This window comes from Streptomyces speibonae, assembly GCF_984686075.1.
In genome coordinates this window covers 470,816-485,686 of the sequence record NZ_OZ480260.1, presented here as the reverse complement: position 1 = coordinate 485,686, position 14,871 = coordinate 470,816, and the positions used below count along the sequence as shown (strand labels likewise).

At 73.1% G+C, this 14,871-nt stretch carries 11 protein-coding genes and 2 pseudogenes; 7 read left to right on the top strand and 6 right to left on the bottom strand.

The features are described from left to right. Window position 1 precedes the first annotated feature (1 nt). Entirely contained in the window at window positions 2-922 is a 921-nt protein-coding gene (locus AC5L3C_RS02060) for a cation diffusion facilitator family transporter (RefSeq protein ID WP_493653715.1), read from the top strand. Window positions 923-1,002: 80 nt separating this feature from the next. On the opposite strand, the gene AC5L3C_RS02055 is transcribed toward AC5L3C_RS02060, so the two are convergent. Continuing rightward, window positions 1,003-1,452 (bottom strand): nitroreductase family deazaflavin-dependent oxidoreductase, encoded by a 450-nt coding sequence (locus AC5L3C_RS02055; RefSeq protein WP_125501923.1) that lies wholly within the window; start codon window positions 1,450-1,452, stop codon window positions 1,003-1,005. 91 nt (window positions 1,453-1,543) lie between these two features. Further along, entirely contained in the window at window positions 1,544-2,173 is a 630-nt protein-coding gene (locus AC5L3C_RS02050) for a LysE family transporter (RefSeq protein ID WP_493646518.1), read from the bottom strand. Window positions 2,174-2,342: 169 nt separating this feature from the next. On the opposite strand from AC5L3C_RS02050, the gene AC5L3C_RS02045 reads away from it, so the two are divergent. Together AC5L3C_RS02045 and AC5L3C_RS02040 are read left to right on the top strand one after the other, a co-directional pair. Then, window positions 2,343-2,867, top strand: coding sequence for a flavoprotein (locus tag AC5L3C_RS02045; RefSeq protein WP_493646517.1), 525 nt, complete (start codon window positions 2,343-2,345; stop codon window positions 2,865-2,867). A gap of 97 nt (window positions 2,868-2,964) precedes the next feature. Further along, window positions 2,965-3,932 (top strand): annotated as a pseudogene (locus AC5L3C_RS02040) (aldo/keto reductase). Between the two features lie 151 nt (window positions 3,933-4,083). Here the strand turns inward: AC5L3C_RS02040 and AC5L3C_RS02035 are convergent. After that, a pseudogene (locus AC5L3C_RS02035) lies at window positions 4,084-4,245 on the bottom strand (DUF4232 domain-containing protein); the annotation flags it as partial. A gap of 257 nt (window positions 4,246-4,502) precedes the next feature. After that, window positions 4,503-6,884, bottom strand: a complete 2,382-nt coding sequence (locus AC5L3C_RS02030; protein ID WP_493646516.1) for a SpoIIE family protein phosphatase — start codon at window positions 6,882-6,884, stop codon at window positions 4,503-4,505. Window positions 6,885-7,113: 229 nt separating this feature from the next. Between AC5L3C_RS02030 and AC5L3C_RS02025 the strand changes: the two genes are divergently transcribed. Next, on the top strand, window positions 7,114-9,357 hold the full coding sequence (locus AC5L3C_RS02025; protein WP_493646515.1) for a glycoside hydrolase family 9 protein: 2,244 nt from the start codon (window positions 7,114-7,116) through the stop codon (window positions 9,355-9,357). On the opposite strand, the gene qcrB is transcribed toward AC5L3C_RS02025, so the two are convergent. Beyond that, on the bottom strand, window positions 9,348-10,856 hold the full coding sequence (qcrB, locus tag AC5L3C_RS02020) for a cytochrome bc1 complex cytochrome b subunit (protein WP_493646514.1): 1,509 nt from the start codon (window positions 10,854-10,856) through the stop codon (window positions 9,348-9,350). The genes AC5L3C_RS02025 and qcrB overlap by 10 nt on opposite strands. Further along, window positions 10,853-11,794, bottom strand: a complete 942-nt coding sequence (locus AC5L3C_RS02015) for a sigma-70 family RNA polymerase sigma factor (RefSeq protein WP_493646513.1) — start codon at window positions 11,792-11,794, stop codon at window positions 10,853-10,855. The genes qcrB and AC5L3C_RS02015 overlap by 4 nt, the downstream gene beginning before the upstream one ends. Before the next feature lie 185 nt (window positions 11,795-11,979). On the opposite strand from AC5L3C_RS02015, the gene AC5L3C_RS02010 reads away from it, so the two are divergent. The 3 genes from AC5L3C_RS02010 to AC5L3C_RS02000 all read left to right on the top strand — a co-directional run bounded on the left by AC5L3C_RS02010 (window position 11,980) and on the right by AC5L3C_RS02000 (window position 14,840). Then, window positions 11,980-12,225 (top strand): hypothetical protein, encoded by a 246-nt coding sequence (locus AC5L3C_RS02010; protein WP_103541942.1) that lies wholly within the window; start codon window positions 11,980-11,982, stop codon window positions 12,223-12,225. A 3-nt stretch (window positions 12,226-12,228) separates the two neighbouring features. Then, the gene (locus AC5L3C_RS02005) at window positions 12,229-12,606 is read left to right on the top strand and encodes a toxin Doc (RefSeq protein WP_149549038.1); all 378 of its coding nucleotides are present in this window, start codon (window positions 12,229-12,231) and stop codon (window positions 12,604-12,606) included. A 587-nt stretch (window positions 12,607-13,193) separates the two neighbouring features. Then, window positions 13,194-14,840 carry an RICIN domain-containing protein gene (locus AC5L3C_RS02000; RefSeq protein WP_493646512.1) on the top strand — a complete coding sequence of 549 codons (1,647 nt, stop codon included), beginning with the start codon at window positions 13,194-13,196 and terminating at the stop codon, window positions 14,838-14,840. The last annotated feature ends 31 nt before the right edge of the window (window positions 14,841-14,871 follow it).

The following is a 14,871-nucleotide window of genomic DNA, read 5'->3' as shown; positions in this document are numbered from 1 at the left end:
GGTGCTGGTGGCGCTCGCCGCCAACCTGGTGATCGCCGCCGCCAAGGCCGTCGGCGGACTGGCCGCCGCCTCCCCGGCGCTGCTGTCGGAGGCGGCGCACTCCGTCGCCGACAGCCTGAACGAAGTGTTCCTGCTGGCGGCGCTGCGGCGCAGCCGGCGCCCACCGGACCGCCGTCACCCGTTCGGCTACGGCAAGGAGCGGTTCTTCTGGTCACTGCTCGCCGCCGTCGGCATCTTCGTCATGGGCGGCTGCTTCTCGTTCTACCAGGGCGTCGACGCGCTCAGGACGGGAGGCGAGGAGCAGCTCAGCGGCTACGTCGCCGGACTGATCGTGCTCGGCGTCGCCCTGCTGGCCGAGGGCGGCTCCCTGCTGCGGGCCCTGTACCAGGTGCGCCGGCAGGGCGGCAGCCTGCGGGATCCGGCGCTGCGCACCGTGCTCGCCGAGGACGGCACCGCGGTGGTCGGCGTGACCCTGGCCATCGCCGGCATGGCGCTGCACATGGCCACCGGACAGGTGGTGTGGGAGGCGTCCGCGTCGCTCGCCATCGGGGTGCTGCTGGTCTACGTCGCCTACCGGCTCGGGCGCGACGCACGCGACCAGCTGATCGGCGAGGCCGCCGACCCTCAGACCGGCGGACGGATCCGGGAGCTGCTGCGCGCACAGCCCGAGATCGACAGCGTGGAAGCGCTCTTCACCATGAAGACCGGACTGGACACCGTGCTGGTGGCCGCCCGCGTCGACCTGGCGCCCGGACTGGACAGCGAGCGGGTCGAGCTGGTCGCCGTACGCATCAAACGGTCCATCGCCCGCGCGGTCCCCGAGGCCGAACAGGTCTTCCTCGACGTCACCGACCGGGGCTCCGCGGAAGCGCGCGAGGCACGGGAAAGCCCCGCCGCGACGGGGGAACGCGGCGGGGCCTGAAGCACGACTGCCCGGCGGCCGGCGCTTCATGCACACCGGAGCGAAGTTTTTCCGCCCCGCCCGCCGGGCCCCGGCGTCGGTCAGCCGTGCTCGGACCGTTCCAGCACGAAGACGGGGATCTCGCGGTCCGTCTTCTTCTGGTAGTCGGCGTACGGCGGATAGGCCGCGACGGCGCGCTCCCACCATTCGGCCTTCTCCTCCCCGGTGACCTCACGGGCCGTCATGTCCCACTTCGACGGCCCGTCCTGGAGCTCGACCCGGGGGTCGGCCCTGAGGTTGTGGTACCAGACCGGATGCCTGGGGGCGCCGCCGAGCGAGGCCACCGCCGCGTAGCGCCCCTCGTGCTCGACACGCATCAGGGGCGTCTTGCGCAGCTTGCCGCTCTTCGCGCCCACGCTGGTCAGCAGGATGACCGGGCGCCGCGTGTTCTGCAGCGTCGTCCCGCGCGTGCCGCCGGAACTCTCGTAGAGCTCCACCTGTTCGCGCACCCATCGGGTGGGGCTGGGTTCGTACTCGCCTTGCAGAGGCATGACATCCGTCCCATCGTCTCTCGGATACCGTCAACGAGCCGGTCACCGTCCAACACCGCGGCCCGCCGATCTCATCCTGACGGTGCCCCGCTCAGGCGGCCACCGCCATGCGCAGGGCGAGCGCCGTCATCACGCCGCTCGCCACCAGCCCGGTCGCCAGCCGCCCCCGGCGACCGGTCAGCGCCCGCCCCAGCAGGGCACCGCCCCCGGCCAGCAGCACCTGCCAGCTCGCGGAAGCGGCGAAGGCCGCCGTGACGAACACGGCCTGCTCCGGCAGCGAGGCCGCCTCCCCGCTCCGGGAGCCGATCACCAGCGCCGCGAAGTAGATCACGGTGGTCGGATTGAGCAGGGTGATCCCCAGCAGCGTCGCGAAGGCCCGCGCCGGACGTACGGGCGCCGCCCCCTGCCGGACGGCGAGCCGGTGACCCCGGTACTGCCGTACGGCGCCGGCCCCGCCCCACGCCGCCAGCGCCAGCAGCACCAGCACACAGACCCAGCGCAGCGGGCCGAGCGCCGGCCGCAGCGCCGCCGCGAGGGCCGAGCCGCCCACCGTGGCGGCCAGGGCGTACAGCCCGTCCGCCGTGGCGACGCCGAGGGCCGCGCCGACTCCGGTGCGCAGCGAGGTGCGGGCGGTGAGGGAGACCAGGTACGCGCCGACGGCACCCACGGGGACGGCGATGCCGTAGCCGGCGAGCAGCCCCGCGAGCAGCGCGGCCGTCATGACCGCTGCGGAGTCGGTCCCTCCCACGGACCGGACTGCTGCTGTCGGCCCGCGGCGGACGCGGCGGCGGACAGCGGCAACGGGAGTGAACGGGGGCTCATGGCCAGATCCTGGGGCTTGCCCCGGGGGAGCGGCAATCGGTTTTCCCGCGCGCGCATAGGGTTTCCGGGTGAGCGAGAAGCCCTTTCTCTACGTCGTGGTCTGCGCCGCCGGTGTCGCCGCGGACGTCAGCAAGCTGATCACCCGCGCACAGGAGCGGGACTGGGAGGTCGGTGTCATCGCCACACCCCTCGCCATGAACGGCTTCTTCGACGCCGCCGCCGTCGAGACGCAGACCGGCCGTCCGATCAGGTCCGCCTGGCGCAGGCCAGGGGAACCGCGCCCCTTCCCCGCCCCGGACGCCGTGGTGGTCGCGCCCGCCACCTTCAACACCGTCAACAAATGGGCGGCCGGCATCGCCGACACCCTCGCCCTGGGCACCCTGTGCGAGGCGGCCGGGCTCGGCGTGCCGATCGCCGTCCTGCCGTGCGTGGCCGGCGCGCTGGCGGCCCACCCCGCCTACCGGGACAGCCTCACCAGGCTGCGCGGCATGGGCGTGCGCTTCGGCGACCCCTACGAGGGCGAGGGCGAAGTGGACGGCGGGCGGCCGGAGTTCGGCTGGGAGCGGGCCCTGGACCTGCTGCGCCGGGAGTGACGCGCACCCGGCTTGGAGCGCACACGAACACGTACGCTCCGTCTGACCCGTCCGGCAACAAGGCCACGGACCCTCCCCGAAGGCAGGAGCAGCAACGATGCAGTACGTGAAGCTCGGTTCCACCGGCCTGGAGGTGTCGCGGATCTGTCTGGGATGCATGACCTACGGCATCCCGGACCGCGGCGCACACGAGTGGACCCTCGACGAGGAGGCCTCCCGCCCGCTGATCCGGCAGGCGCTGGAGGCGGGGATCACCTTCTTCGACACCGCCAACGTGTACTCCGACGGCACCAGCGAGGAGATCGTCGGCCGGGCGCTGCGCGACTTCGCCCGCCGCGACGACATCGTGCTCGCCACCAAGGTGCACGGCCGGATGCGGCCCGGACCCAACGGCGCCGGGCTCTCGCGCAAGGCGATCATGACCGAGCTGGACCACAGCCTCACCCGCCTGGGCACCGACTACATCGACCTCTACCAGATCCACCGCTGGGACCCCGACACCCCGATCGAGGAGACGATGGAGGCCCTGCACGACGTCGTCAAGGCCGGCAAGGTGCGCTACATCGGGGCGAGTTCGATGTACGCCTGGCAGTTCTCCAAGGCGCAGTACACGGCGGACCTGCACGGCTGGACCCGGTTCGTGTCCATGCAGAACCACTACAACCTCCTCTACCGGGAGGAGGAGCGCAGATGCTGCCGCTCTGCGCCGACCAGGGCGTGGGCGTCCTGCCCTGGAGCCCGCTCGCCCGGGGCCGGCTCACCCGGGACTGGGACGCCACCACCGGGCGCAGCGCCACCGACCGCTTCGGCAGCACCCTTTACCAGGAGGGCGACCGCGCCGTCGTCGAGGCGGTGACCCGCATCGCGGAACGGCGCGGTGCACCGCGCGCCCAGGTCGCCCTCGCCTGGCTGCTCCAGCGGGACACCGTCACCGCGCCCGTCGTCGGAGCGGCCAGGCCCGGGCACCTCGAGGACGCGGTGGCCGCGGTCGAACTGGAACTGAGCGACAAGGAGACCGAGGAACTCGAGCGGCCCTACGTTCCGCACCCGATCGCCGGTCACTGAGCACGGGCCCCGCCGCCTCGCCGCTGCCGGGGGTCAGGAGCCCGCTGCCCGGCGGAGCACCGTGACGGACGCCGAGGAGGGAGGGCGCCCGGCACTGAGCGCACCGGCCCCGCCACGGCACCCCGAGCGGCTCCCGTTCGTCCGGCGGAGTGACCGGGAGGGCCGCCGGGGCCGCCGTGCGCGCCGCTGACCCGGGGCTCGCACAGCGCGGCACCGCCCGGGCGGCGGCCCGGGGCGCGAGTGTCACGGTCGTCGCCCGGCCCGGCTGCTCGCCTGCGGGGTCGAGGCGGGCGGCACCCGGGTAGCCGTACAGCGCGCGGGTGCGGGACGTTCGTCAGCACGACGGGGACGTGGCGCCGCCCGGCCCCGGGACCCAGCCCCCCGAAGGCGGCGCTCAGCACGGCGGTGCGGCACCGGGTGCCGGCAGGGCCGGGCCGCCCGGTGGCCGTCCGGATGTCCCCGGCGTACCGCTTCCGGAGCCGCGGGAGGCTGGTGCGCCGGGCACCACGAGCGCGACTGCCGCCGAGGCCGGGCGCCGGGGCCCGTTTCACCCGGGGCGGCCACCCCGTCTCACATCTCGTCCACCAGCGCCAGCTCCGACCAGATGGTCTTGCCGTCCGCCGTGTGCCTGCTGCCCCAGCGCTGGGTGAGCTGGGCGACCAGCAGCAGTCCGCGGCCGCCCTCGTCCCACGTCTTGGCCCGGCGCAGGTGCGGGGCCGTGTGGCTGGTGTCGGAGACCTCGCAGATCAGCGTCGAGTCGTCGTGGATCAGCCGCAGCCGGATGGGCGGGGCGCCGTACCGGATGGCGTTGGTGACCAGTTCGCTCACCACGAGCTCGGCGGTGAACGAGGCCTCGGTCAGCGCCCAGGCGGCCAGCTGGTCGAGGACCTGTTTGCGGATGGGGGCGACCAGCGCCGGGTCGGCGGGGATGTCCCAGGTGGCGACCTGCGCGGCCGGCAGCCCGTGGGTGCGGACCAGCAGCAGGGCCACGTCGTCGGTCGCACCGCCCGGCGCGAGCACCCTCTGCAGCACGCGGTCGCACGTCCCGTCGAGCGGTCCGGAGGCAGGGGACAGCGCCTCGCGCAGCAGCGCGTGACCGGCCTCGGTGTCGCGGCCGCGGGACTTCACCAGCCCGTCGGTGTAGAAGGCCAGCACCGCCTCGTCCGGCAGCTCCAGCTCGGCGGACTCGAAGGGGAGCCCGCCCGTGCCCAGCGGCGGACCGGACGGCAGTTCGAGGTGCCGGGCCGCCCCGCCCGGCGCCACCAGGACCGGCGCGGGGTGCCCCGCGCGGGACAGGGTGCAGCGCCGGGACACCGGGTCGTACACCGCGTACAGACACGTCGCCCCGACCTCACCGCCGCCGCCGTGGTCGCCGCCCCCTTCCTGCGACAGGTGGTGCACGAGGTCGTCCAGATGGGTGAGGAGTTCGTCGGGGGCCAGGTCGATGTCGGCCAGGGTACGCACCGCCGTGCGCAGCCGGCCCATCGTCGCGGACGCCTGGATGCCGTACCCCACCACGTCGCCGACCACCATCGCCACCCGCATCCCGGACAGCGGGATCACGTCGAACCAGTCGCCGCCCACACCGGAGCGCGAGGCCGGCAGATAGCGGGTGGCGGCCTCCACGGCGGCCGTGCGCGGCAGGGTGCGGGGGAGCAGGCTGCGCTGGAGGGCGAGGGTGGTCTCCCGCTCGCGCGAGTAGCGGCGGGCGTTGTCGATGCAGACCGCGGCGCGCGCGGTGACCTCCTCGGCGAGCAGCACGTCGTCGTGGGTGAACGCCTCGGGGTGGCTGAAGCGGGTGAAGGCGGCGACGCCGAGGGTGGTGCCGCGGGCCTGGAGCGGGACGGAGAGGATCGAGTGGATGCCGAACTCCTGGAGCTGCCGGGCCCGCGTCTCGTCCACGCTGAGCCACGGGTCGAGCTCGCCGGAGGACACCGAGGCCATGATGCTGTGGCCCGCGATCAGCGAGTCCGCGTGGGGCGCGGCGGCCGGGTACACGACCATCTCGCCCACCTCGGCCGTCCTTTCCGGGGCGCCAGGGGTGCGGGAGAGATGGGCGACCCGGCGCAGCGAGACCGGGGTGGTCAGCGGTTCGACGGGCTCGCCCCCGGGTTCGTCCGGCTCCAGCAGGTCCACGCTGACGAAGTCGGCCAGCGCCGGGACGCAGACCTCCGCCAGCTCCTGAGCCGTACGGGTGACGTCGAGGGTGGTGCCGATGCGGATGCTGGCCTCGTTGACCAGTTGCAGCCGCTCCCGCGCCCGGTACTGCTCGGTGAAGTCGTGGGCCGTCACGCACACCCCGCGCACCCGGCGGGCCCCGTCGGTGAGCGGCGCGAGCCGGGCAAGCCAGGCGTGCGCGCGGGACTCGCTGGTGGCCTTCATGTGCGTCTGCATCTCGTGCGGCCGGCCGGTGCGCAGCACCTGCTCCAGGTGCTGTTCGAGTTCCGTGTGCTGCGGCCGGCCGCCGATGTCGGTGGGCCTGAGGCCCCGCAGATGCCCGGCCGGCAGCCCGAGCAGATACGCCATGGCGTCGTTGACCCCGCGCAGCCGCAGCGCGTCGTCGAAGACCATCGTTGCGCAGGGCGACTGGTACACGGCCGCCCTGACCAGGGGGTCGTCCGGCAGCTCGTGCTCCGATGCCTCCAGGGGGGTGACGGCGAGCCACTCACCGGGGCCGTCGCCGTCCGGCGGTCTGCGGTGGGCGAGCACCCACACGGTGGCGGTCCCGCCGTCACGGCGCCGCAGTGCGAGGGTGCCGCTCCAGCGGTCGTTCGGAAGACGGGGCGGGGACGCCCCGTCGGCCAGCAGGTCGGCGACCGGGCGGCCGACGACCTCCTCGGCCGGGTAGCCCAGCAGCAGGCGCGCCCCTTCGCTCCACCGCGCGAGCGTGCCGTCGGCGGCGATGACGGCCCGGGCCGTCACGGCATCGTCGAACGGGTCGTCCGGCCTCATCGTCGCCACTCCCACGCACACTCACCGTGAACCGGTGTATCGCCAGGGCCCCAGCCTAGTGCGTCGGGGCCAGGCGCGAACGCGAAGCCCCGGCCCGTCCCGGGGCCGGGCGGAACGTCACCGGTCCCGTCCCAGGCGTTGACGGACCGTCACACCAGCCACAACCATGGGGCGCGTACGGAGATGGGAGCGCTCCCATTCCCCCGCACCTCCGCAGAGGAGCCCAGACGTGAAACGACGCAGAACCGCTCTGCTGTCCCTGACCGGCCTGCTGGCGACCGCCCTCACCGCGCTGCCCGCCGCTCCGGCCGGCGCCGACGAGGTCGAGCAGGTCCGCAACGGGACCTTCGACAACGGCACCGACTCCTGGTGGGCCTCCGACGGCGTCACCGCGGGCCCGTCCGAGGGCCGCCTGTGCGCCGACGTCCCCGGCGGCACCGCCAACCGCTGGGACGCGGTCGTGGGCCAGAACGACATCACCCTGGTCGAGGGCGAGTCGTACCGCTTCTCCTTCAGCGCGACCGGCTCGCCCGCGGGCCATGTCGTGCGGGCGATCGTCGGTCTCCAGGTGTCGCCGTACGACACCTACTACGAGGTGTCCCCGCAGCTCAGCGTCTCTGGGGACACCTACTCGTACACCTTCACCGCACCCGTCGGCACCGCACAGGGACAGGTCGGCTTCCAGCTCGGCGGCAGCGCGGACCCCTGGCGGTTCTGCGTGGACGACGTGTCCCTGCTGGGCGGCGTCGCCCCCGAGCCGTACGAACCCGACACCGGGCCCCGGGTACGCGTCAACCAGGTCGCCTACCTGCCCTCCGGTCCGAAGAACGCCACCGTCGTCACCGACGCCGTGGAGCGGCTGCCCTGGCGGCTGAAGGACGACGACGGCCGGGTGGTCCGCACGGGCTGGACCGTCCCGCGCGGCGTGGACGGCTCCTCCGGGCAGAACGTCCACTCCCTGGACTTCGGCTCCTACCGGGGACGCGGGACCGGCTACACCCTGGTCGTGGACGGCGAGACCAGCCGGCCCTTCGACATCGACGCGCGCGCGTACGAGCGGCTGCGCCTCGACTCGGCGAAGTACTACTACACCCAGCGCAGCGGCACGGAGATCCGCGACGACTTGCGCCCCGGATACGGCCGCCCGGCCGGGCACGTGGACGTGGCCCCCAACCAGGGCGACGGCGCGGTGCCCTGCCAACCGGGTGTCTGCGACCACACCCTGGACGTCACCGGCGGCTGGTACGACGCCGGCGACCACGGCAAGTACGTCGTCAACGGCGGCATCAGCACCTGGGAGGTCCTCAGCACCTACGAGCGCGCCCGGCACGCCCGCACCGGCGATCCGCACAAGCTCCGCGACGGCACGCTGGACATCCCGGAGAGCGGCAACAAGGTCCCCGACATCCTGGACGAGGCCCGCTGGGAACTGGAGTTCCTGCTGAAGATGCAGGTCCCCGAGGGCGAGCCGCTGGCCGGCATGGCCCACCACAAGATCCACGACGAGCAGTGGACGGGCCTGCCCCTGCTGCCCAGCGACGACCCGCAGAAGCGGGAACTGCACCCGCCGACCACGGCGGCCACCCTCAACCTCGCGGCCACGGCCGCCCAGGCGGCCCGCCTCTACCGCCCGTACGACAAGCGGTTCGCGGCCCGGACCCTGGCGGCCGCGCGCACGGCCTGGGCGGCGGCCCTCGACCACCCGGACCTGCTCGCCGACCCGGACGACGGCATCGGCGGCGGCGCCTACCCCGACGACACGGTGTCCGACGAGTTCTACTGGGCGGCCGCCGAGCTCTACATCACCACGGGGGAGCGGCAGTTCAAGGAGTATGTGCTGAACTCCCCGGTGCACACCGCTGACATCTTCGGCCCGCTCGGCTTCGACTGGTCGCGCACCGCGGCGGCCGGCCGGCTGGACCTGGCGACCGTGCCGAACCGGCTGCCCGGCCGGCACGCCGTGCGCCAGTCGGTGGTCGAGGGCGCCGACCGCTACCTGGCCACGCTGCGGGCCCACCCGTACGGCATGCCGTACGCACCGGACGGCAACGTCTACGACTGGGGCTCCAGCCACCAGGTCCTCAACAACGCGGTCGTCCTCGCCACCGCCTACGACCTCACCGGCGCGCGCGAGTACCGTGACGGCGCGCTGCAGAGCATGGACTACATCCTGGGCCGCAACGCCCTGAACATGTCCTACGTCACCGGCTACGGCGAGGTCAGCGCGCACAACCAGCACAGCCGCTGGTACGCCCGACAGCTCGACCCCGACCTGCCGAACCCGCCGCCCGGCACGCTCTCCGGCGGACCCAACTCCAGCATCCAGGACCCCTACGCCCAGTCGAAACTGCAGGGCTGCGTCGGCCAGTTCTGCTTCATCGACGACATCCAGTCCTGGTCGACCAACGAGCACACGATCAACTGGAACGCCGCGCTGACCCGGATGGCCTCCTTCGTGGCCGATCAGGGCTGACGCTCCGCCCCGCGGTCCGGCGGCCCCTCGTCCGCCGGACCGCGCTCCACGAGTTCCCCGGGCCGCCGGTGGGCGGTCAGGGTGTGCAGCCGGGCCGGGTCCAGCGGCTCGTGGATCTCGACGTACTCACCGTGCGGCAGCCGCTTGATCACACCGGTCGCCCTGCCGTGCTCCACCAGTTCCCGGTCGCGCCGCTGCAGGCCGAGGCAGACGCGCCGGGTGACGGCGAACACCACCACCGGGACGGCGAACACCCCGGCTCGCACCGCCCAGGTCACCGTGTTGATCGACAGATGCAGGCGGGTCGCCACGATGTCGTTGCCGCCGCCCGCCAGCAGCATCAGGTTGAGGCTGATCCAGGCCGCCCCGATCGCCGTGCGCACCGGACGGTCGCGCGGCCGGTCCAGCAGATGGTACTCACGCCGGTCACCGGTGAACCGGGCCTCCAGGAACGGGTACACGCCGATGAGGACCAGCAGCAGCGGGAAGACCACGATGGGGATCAGCACGCCGAGCACCAGCGTGTGCCCCCACAGCGTGATCTCCCAGCCTGGCATGATCCGCACCAGTCCCTCGGCGAAGCCCAGGTACCAGTCGGGCTGCGCGCCCGTGGAGACCTGGTCCGCGCGGTAGGGGCCGTACGACCAGACCGGGTTGACGGTCGCCACCGCGGCGACGGCCGTCAGCACGCCGAACACCAGGAAGAAGAAGCCGCCCGCCTTCGCCAGGTAGACCGGCATGAACGGGGCGCCGACCACATTGCGTTCGGTCCGTCCGGGCCCCGCGAACTGGGTGTGCTTGTGGTACACGACCAGCAGTACGTGGGCCACCACCAGCGCCGCCATGATCCCCGGGATCACCAGCACGTGCAGCGAGTAGAAGCGGGCCACGATGTCCTCGCCCGGATACTCGCCGCCGAACAGGAACATCGACAGGTAGGTGCCGACGACCGGCACCGCGAGCAGCGCCCCGTTCACGAACCGCATGCCCGTGCCGGACAGCAGGTCGTCGGGGAGCGAGTAGCCGAACAGCCCCTCGAACAGGCCGAGGAACAGCAGGCTCCAGCCGAACAGCCAGTTGACCTCGCGCGGCTTGCGGAACGAACCGGTGAAGAAGTGCCGCATCATGTGCGTGAGCATCCCGGCGATGAACACCAGCGCCGCCCAGTGGTGCAGCTGGCGGATCAGCAGTCCGCCCCGCACGTCGAAACTGATGTCCAGCGTGGAGGCGTACGCCTCGGACATCCGTACGCCGTTGAGGGGGACGTAGCTGCCCTGGTACGTGACCTCGTTCATCGACGGGTGGAAGAACAGCGTGAGATACACGCCGGTGAGGACCAGCACCACGAAGCTGTACAGACAGATCTCGCCGAGCAGGAACGACCAGTGGTCCGGGAACACCTTGCGCAGATACTTCCGGCCGAGGGTGTGCGTGCCGAGCCGGCCGTCGAACCAGTCGGCGATCCGCTCGCCGCGGCCGGCCCGCTCCACCGTCCTCATGCCTCCTCCCCGGGCACATGGCCGAGCTTGTCGGGGTTGGCGACGACATAGACGCCGCGCACCCGCTCGCCGTCCGGGGTGAGGTCCAGCACCATGACGGCGAATGGTGAGCCGCCCTGGAAGAGCACCGCCGCGTCGTCGCCGTTGACCTTCCGGTAGCGCGGCTCCAGGTCGCGGGCGGCGCGCGGACCGCGCCCCGAGGCGTAGGCGCCGAACAGCCGGACCGCCTTGTCCCGGCCGTGCACCGGGCGCAGTCCCGCCGGTTTGCGCTTGCCGCCGCCGTCGGTCCACACCGTCACGTCCGGGGCGAGGATCTCCATCAGCGCCGCGATGTCCCCGCCGAGCGCCGCCCGCACGAACCGCTCGGTCGCCTCCCGCCGGACGCGCGGGTGCGACCGGAACCGGGGGCGCCGGGCCCGCACATGCGCGCGCGAGCGGTGCGCCAGCTGCCGTACGGCGGCCGGGCTGCGGCCGATGATCTCCGCGATCTCGGCGTGCGGATAGCCGAAGACCTCGCCCAGGACGAACACCGCCCGCTCCAGCGGGCTCAGCGACTCCAGCACCACCAGCATCGCCAGCGACACCGACTCGGCGCGCAGCGCGGGATCGTCCGCCTCCTCCTGTGCCACCAGGGGCTCGGGCAGCCAGGGACCGACATAGGTCTCCCGGCTGCGGCTGACCGCCGCGCGGCGCCTCAGCGCGTGGTTCATGGCCACCCGCACGAGATAGGCGCGGGGGTTGGCGACCCCGTCCAGCGGCGCGCCCCCGCCGCCGCGGGCGGTCCAGGACAGCCAGGTCTCCTGCAGGACGTCCTCGGTGTCGGCGACGCTGCCGAGCATGTTGTAGACGACGCCGAAGAGCAGCTCGCGATGGCCGAGGAACACCTCGGTCGCCTCGTCGAGCGGTTCGTCGGTGCCGGGTACAGGGGTGCTGAACATGGGTGGCCTCCCAGGTGCGCGCTCACCCATGCGACGGGGACAGCGGCCCGGAATGTGACAACACGGAGCGGGAATGTGACCCGCGTCTCACCGGATCGTTGTGTCCTGCATCCGTCGGTACCCCGGCGAAGGCCTGGTGACCTGGGCATATTTACGAGTCAGTACCCGAGCGGTACCGTAAGGTCATGCCAGCTCTCAACGTGGAGTTCAGCGACCGCGAGCTCGAGGACCTGCGGCAGATCGCCAAGGAGCGCGGTACGTCCATGAAGGCGCTCGTGCGGGAGGCGGCCGCGGCCGACATAGCCCGCCACCGTGCGCTCCAGGAGGGTGCGGAGGCCTTCCGCCGGTTCTTCGCCTCCCACAAGGACGAGTTCGCCGCCGCCTTCCCGGACGACGAACCACCCGCCAAGGGCGAGGGGCGGGCCGCCTGACCGATGGCACCCGTGTTGCACATCGACGTGCCCTGGCTGCTCCAGCGGCACGAGGAGGTCCTCCCGGACCAGCCCACCGTCAACGACTTCTCCGCACTGGTCGCGGCCGTCGCCCGGCACCGCGTGGATCCGCCCCGGCTGGGCGTGAACTCCGACGCGGCCTGGCGGGCGGCCGCGCTGCTGCACACGCTGGCCGTCCTGCGCCCGCTGCCCTCGGCCAACGCGCGCTTCGCCTGCGCCACGGCCGTCGCCTACATGTTCGTCAGCGGGGCCGGCATCGATCCGCCCTACGGCGCCCTGGTCGACCTCGCGCGGGATCTGATCTCCGGCGAGGCCGATGTCTACGCGGCGGCCGACCGGCTGCGCTCCTGGCAGATCTGAGTGTGTGCCGCCGTCCGGCGCGGGGGAGAGGGGCCCCTCGGGGCCGCCGGCCGAGGGCGGGAGGATCGGGGCCGGCGGCCGTGCGCGCAGGAGAGCCGCCGTTTCTGCGCGTGACCTCCGAGAAGGGCCGTGACCAGTTGACTGCGCTCCGGCGTGCGCCGGGAGCGTGCGCGCATGCCGGGTGGGAGCGCGTCGTTCACACGGGGTGCGCACCGGCCGGGGCGGGGCCGCCGGCGGGTGCTCGGGTGGGCGCCGGGCGGCCCTTGTGCCGTCCGCGATGTGAACCGGAAGAAAACCGGGTGTGAAAGCCGGAGCGAGGGCCGCGGGCCGCCTTCCCTTTCTGACTTTCTGTCAACGCGGGGATGTTGCCCAACCGCCTTGTTGGCCGACTGCGGGTTGTGCGAGAGTGAGCCACCTGTGAGGGGGTAAAGGCCGGGGACGCGCACGCAGTTGAAGAACCGGATCCGATTCGCCGCAGGTGAATTCCCGCCCCCCGCGCACGCCAAAGAGGTTTGCACCGCTCGTGCCCCTTTTCGGCGTCGAGAAACGCTCGAATGTCACATGCGCTGTGGGAAGGAACCATCTCAGTGCACACCCCCCACCCCCCTCGATCCCCCTACTCCCCGCCGGGCGGGGACCCCGGGGAATCCGACGAGGCCCTCGCGGCCCGGCTGCGGGGCCGTCCGGAGGGCGAGGCCGCCCACTCCGTCGCGCTGCTGACGGCGCGGCACTGGCGGGCGATGCAGGACTACGCCGCCGTCTGCCTCGCCTCGTCGGGGCAGACCGCCGCGATGGTCACCGCCGCCGCCCTGCACCGGGTCCTGGACCGGGTCGCCGTCGGCGAATCGGCCGTCGCCCTCCGGCCGGTCCTGCTGGTGGGAGTGCGGGACACGGTCCGGGAGTGGGCGGCCGACGACCGAATAGCGGAAGTTCTGCCGGCGTTGCAGAAACCGGCCGGCGGGCGCGGCATGCGCGCGGCGACGACCATGACTCCGGAAAACCGCACACTCGCGCATCGGGCTTTCCGCTCGCTGCCCGCACTCGCGCGCTGTTTGCTCTGGCATGTCGAGGTCGAGGCCGAGCCGATTTCCGTACCGGCCGGTCTGCTGGGCATGGATCCCGACATCGCGTTGGGCGCACTCGAACAGGCGCGGGACAAATTCCGTCAGAGTTGTGTCCTCGCCCATCAGGAACTGGCGCCGACGCAGGACTGCCGGTTCTACAACCGTCTCCTCGACGTTCCCATCCGCCGGGGCGGGGCCCTGCTGCCGGACGTGCGGCAGCATCTGTCGGAGTGCCGCTACTGCCGCAACGCGGCGGAGCAACTGAGCCACTTCGAGGGCGGCCTGGGCACACTGATCGCCGAGGCGGTGCTCGGGTGGGGCGCCCGGCGCTATCTCGACTCGCGCCCGGGGCGCACAACGGCGGGACCGCGCACCGGACGGGCCGCCCGGCGCCGGCGCCGGGGCGGCGACGGACCGTCCGGCAGCGGCCGGCACCGGCTGCTGGCCCGGATCCCCGTGCCCGACCGCCTCACCGGCATGACCCTCCCGGACCCGGTGCGTTCCACCAGAACCCTGCTCACCGGCCTCGGCGCGGTGTCCGCGGGGGTGCTGGTGAGCGTGCTCATCTCCGGCGCGCCCACCCCGGGCGGCGGCGCGGCCGACCCGACGGGTTCGACCGGCGCCCACGGCCGCGCGGCCGTGCCCTCCGCGTCCCCGCCCGGCGCCGCCGGACTCCCCAGCGCACCGGGGCGCACCCGGCTGCGCCACATCGGCTCGGGGCTCTGTCTCGACACCCGGGGCGAGCCCCAGGACGGCTCCGGGACCCGGCTGGCGGACTGCTCCTCGCAGTGGACCCAGCAGTGGACGTACGAGGACGACGGGCTGCTGCGCAACGTGGCCGACCCGGGGCTGTGCCTGGACTCGCACAAGGACGCCGGTGTCGTCGTCCTCGGCACCTGCGCCGACACCGGAGACCGGCGCCGCGACGACGTGCGCTACGACCTCACCATCCAGGGCGAACTGCTGCCCCGCTGGGACGAACAGCTGGCCCTGACGCCCGCGAACCCCGACGCGAACGCCGACATCGTCGTCAAGGTGCGCGACCGGACGCTGGACCAGCGCTGGGCGGCCGAACCCATACGGACGGCCTCGGACTCCGACACCCTCTCCATCACCGGGACGCACACCCCGCGGGCCCGTTACGCGGAGCTGACCGAGCCACTGGCCTGAGCGCGCGCGGCCGGGCGGGCCCCACCCGGGC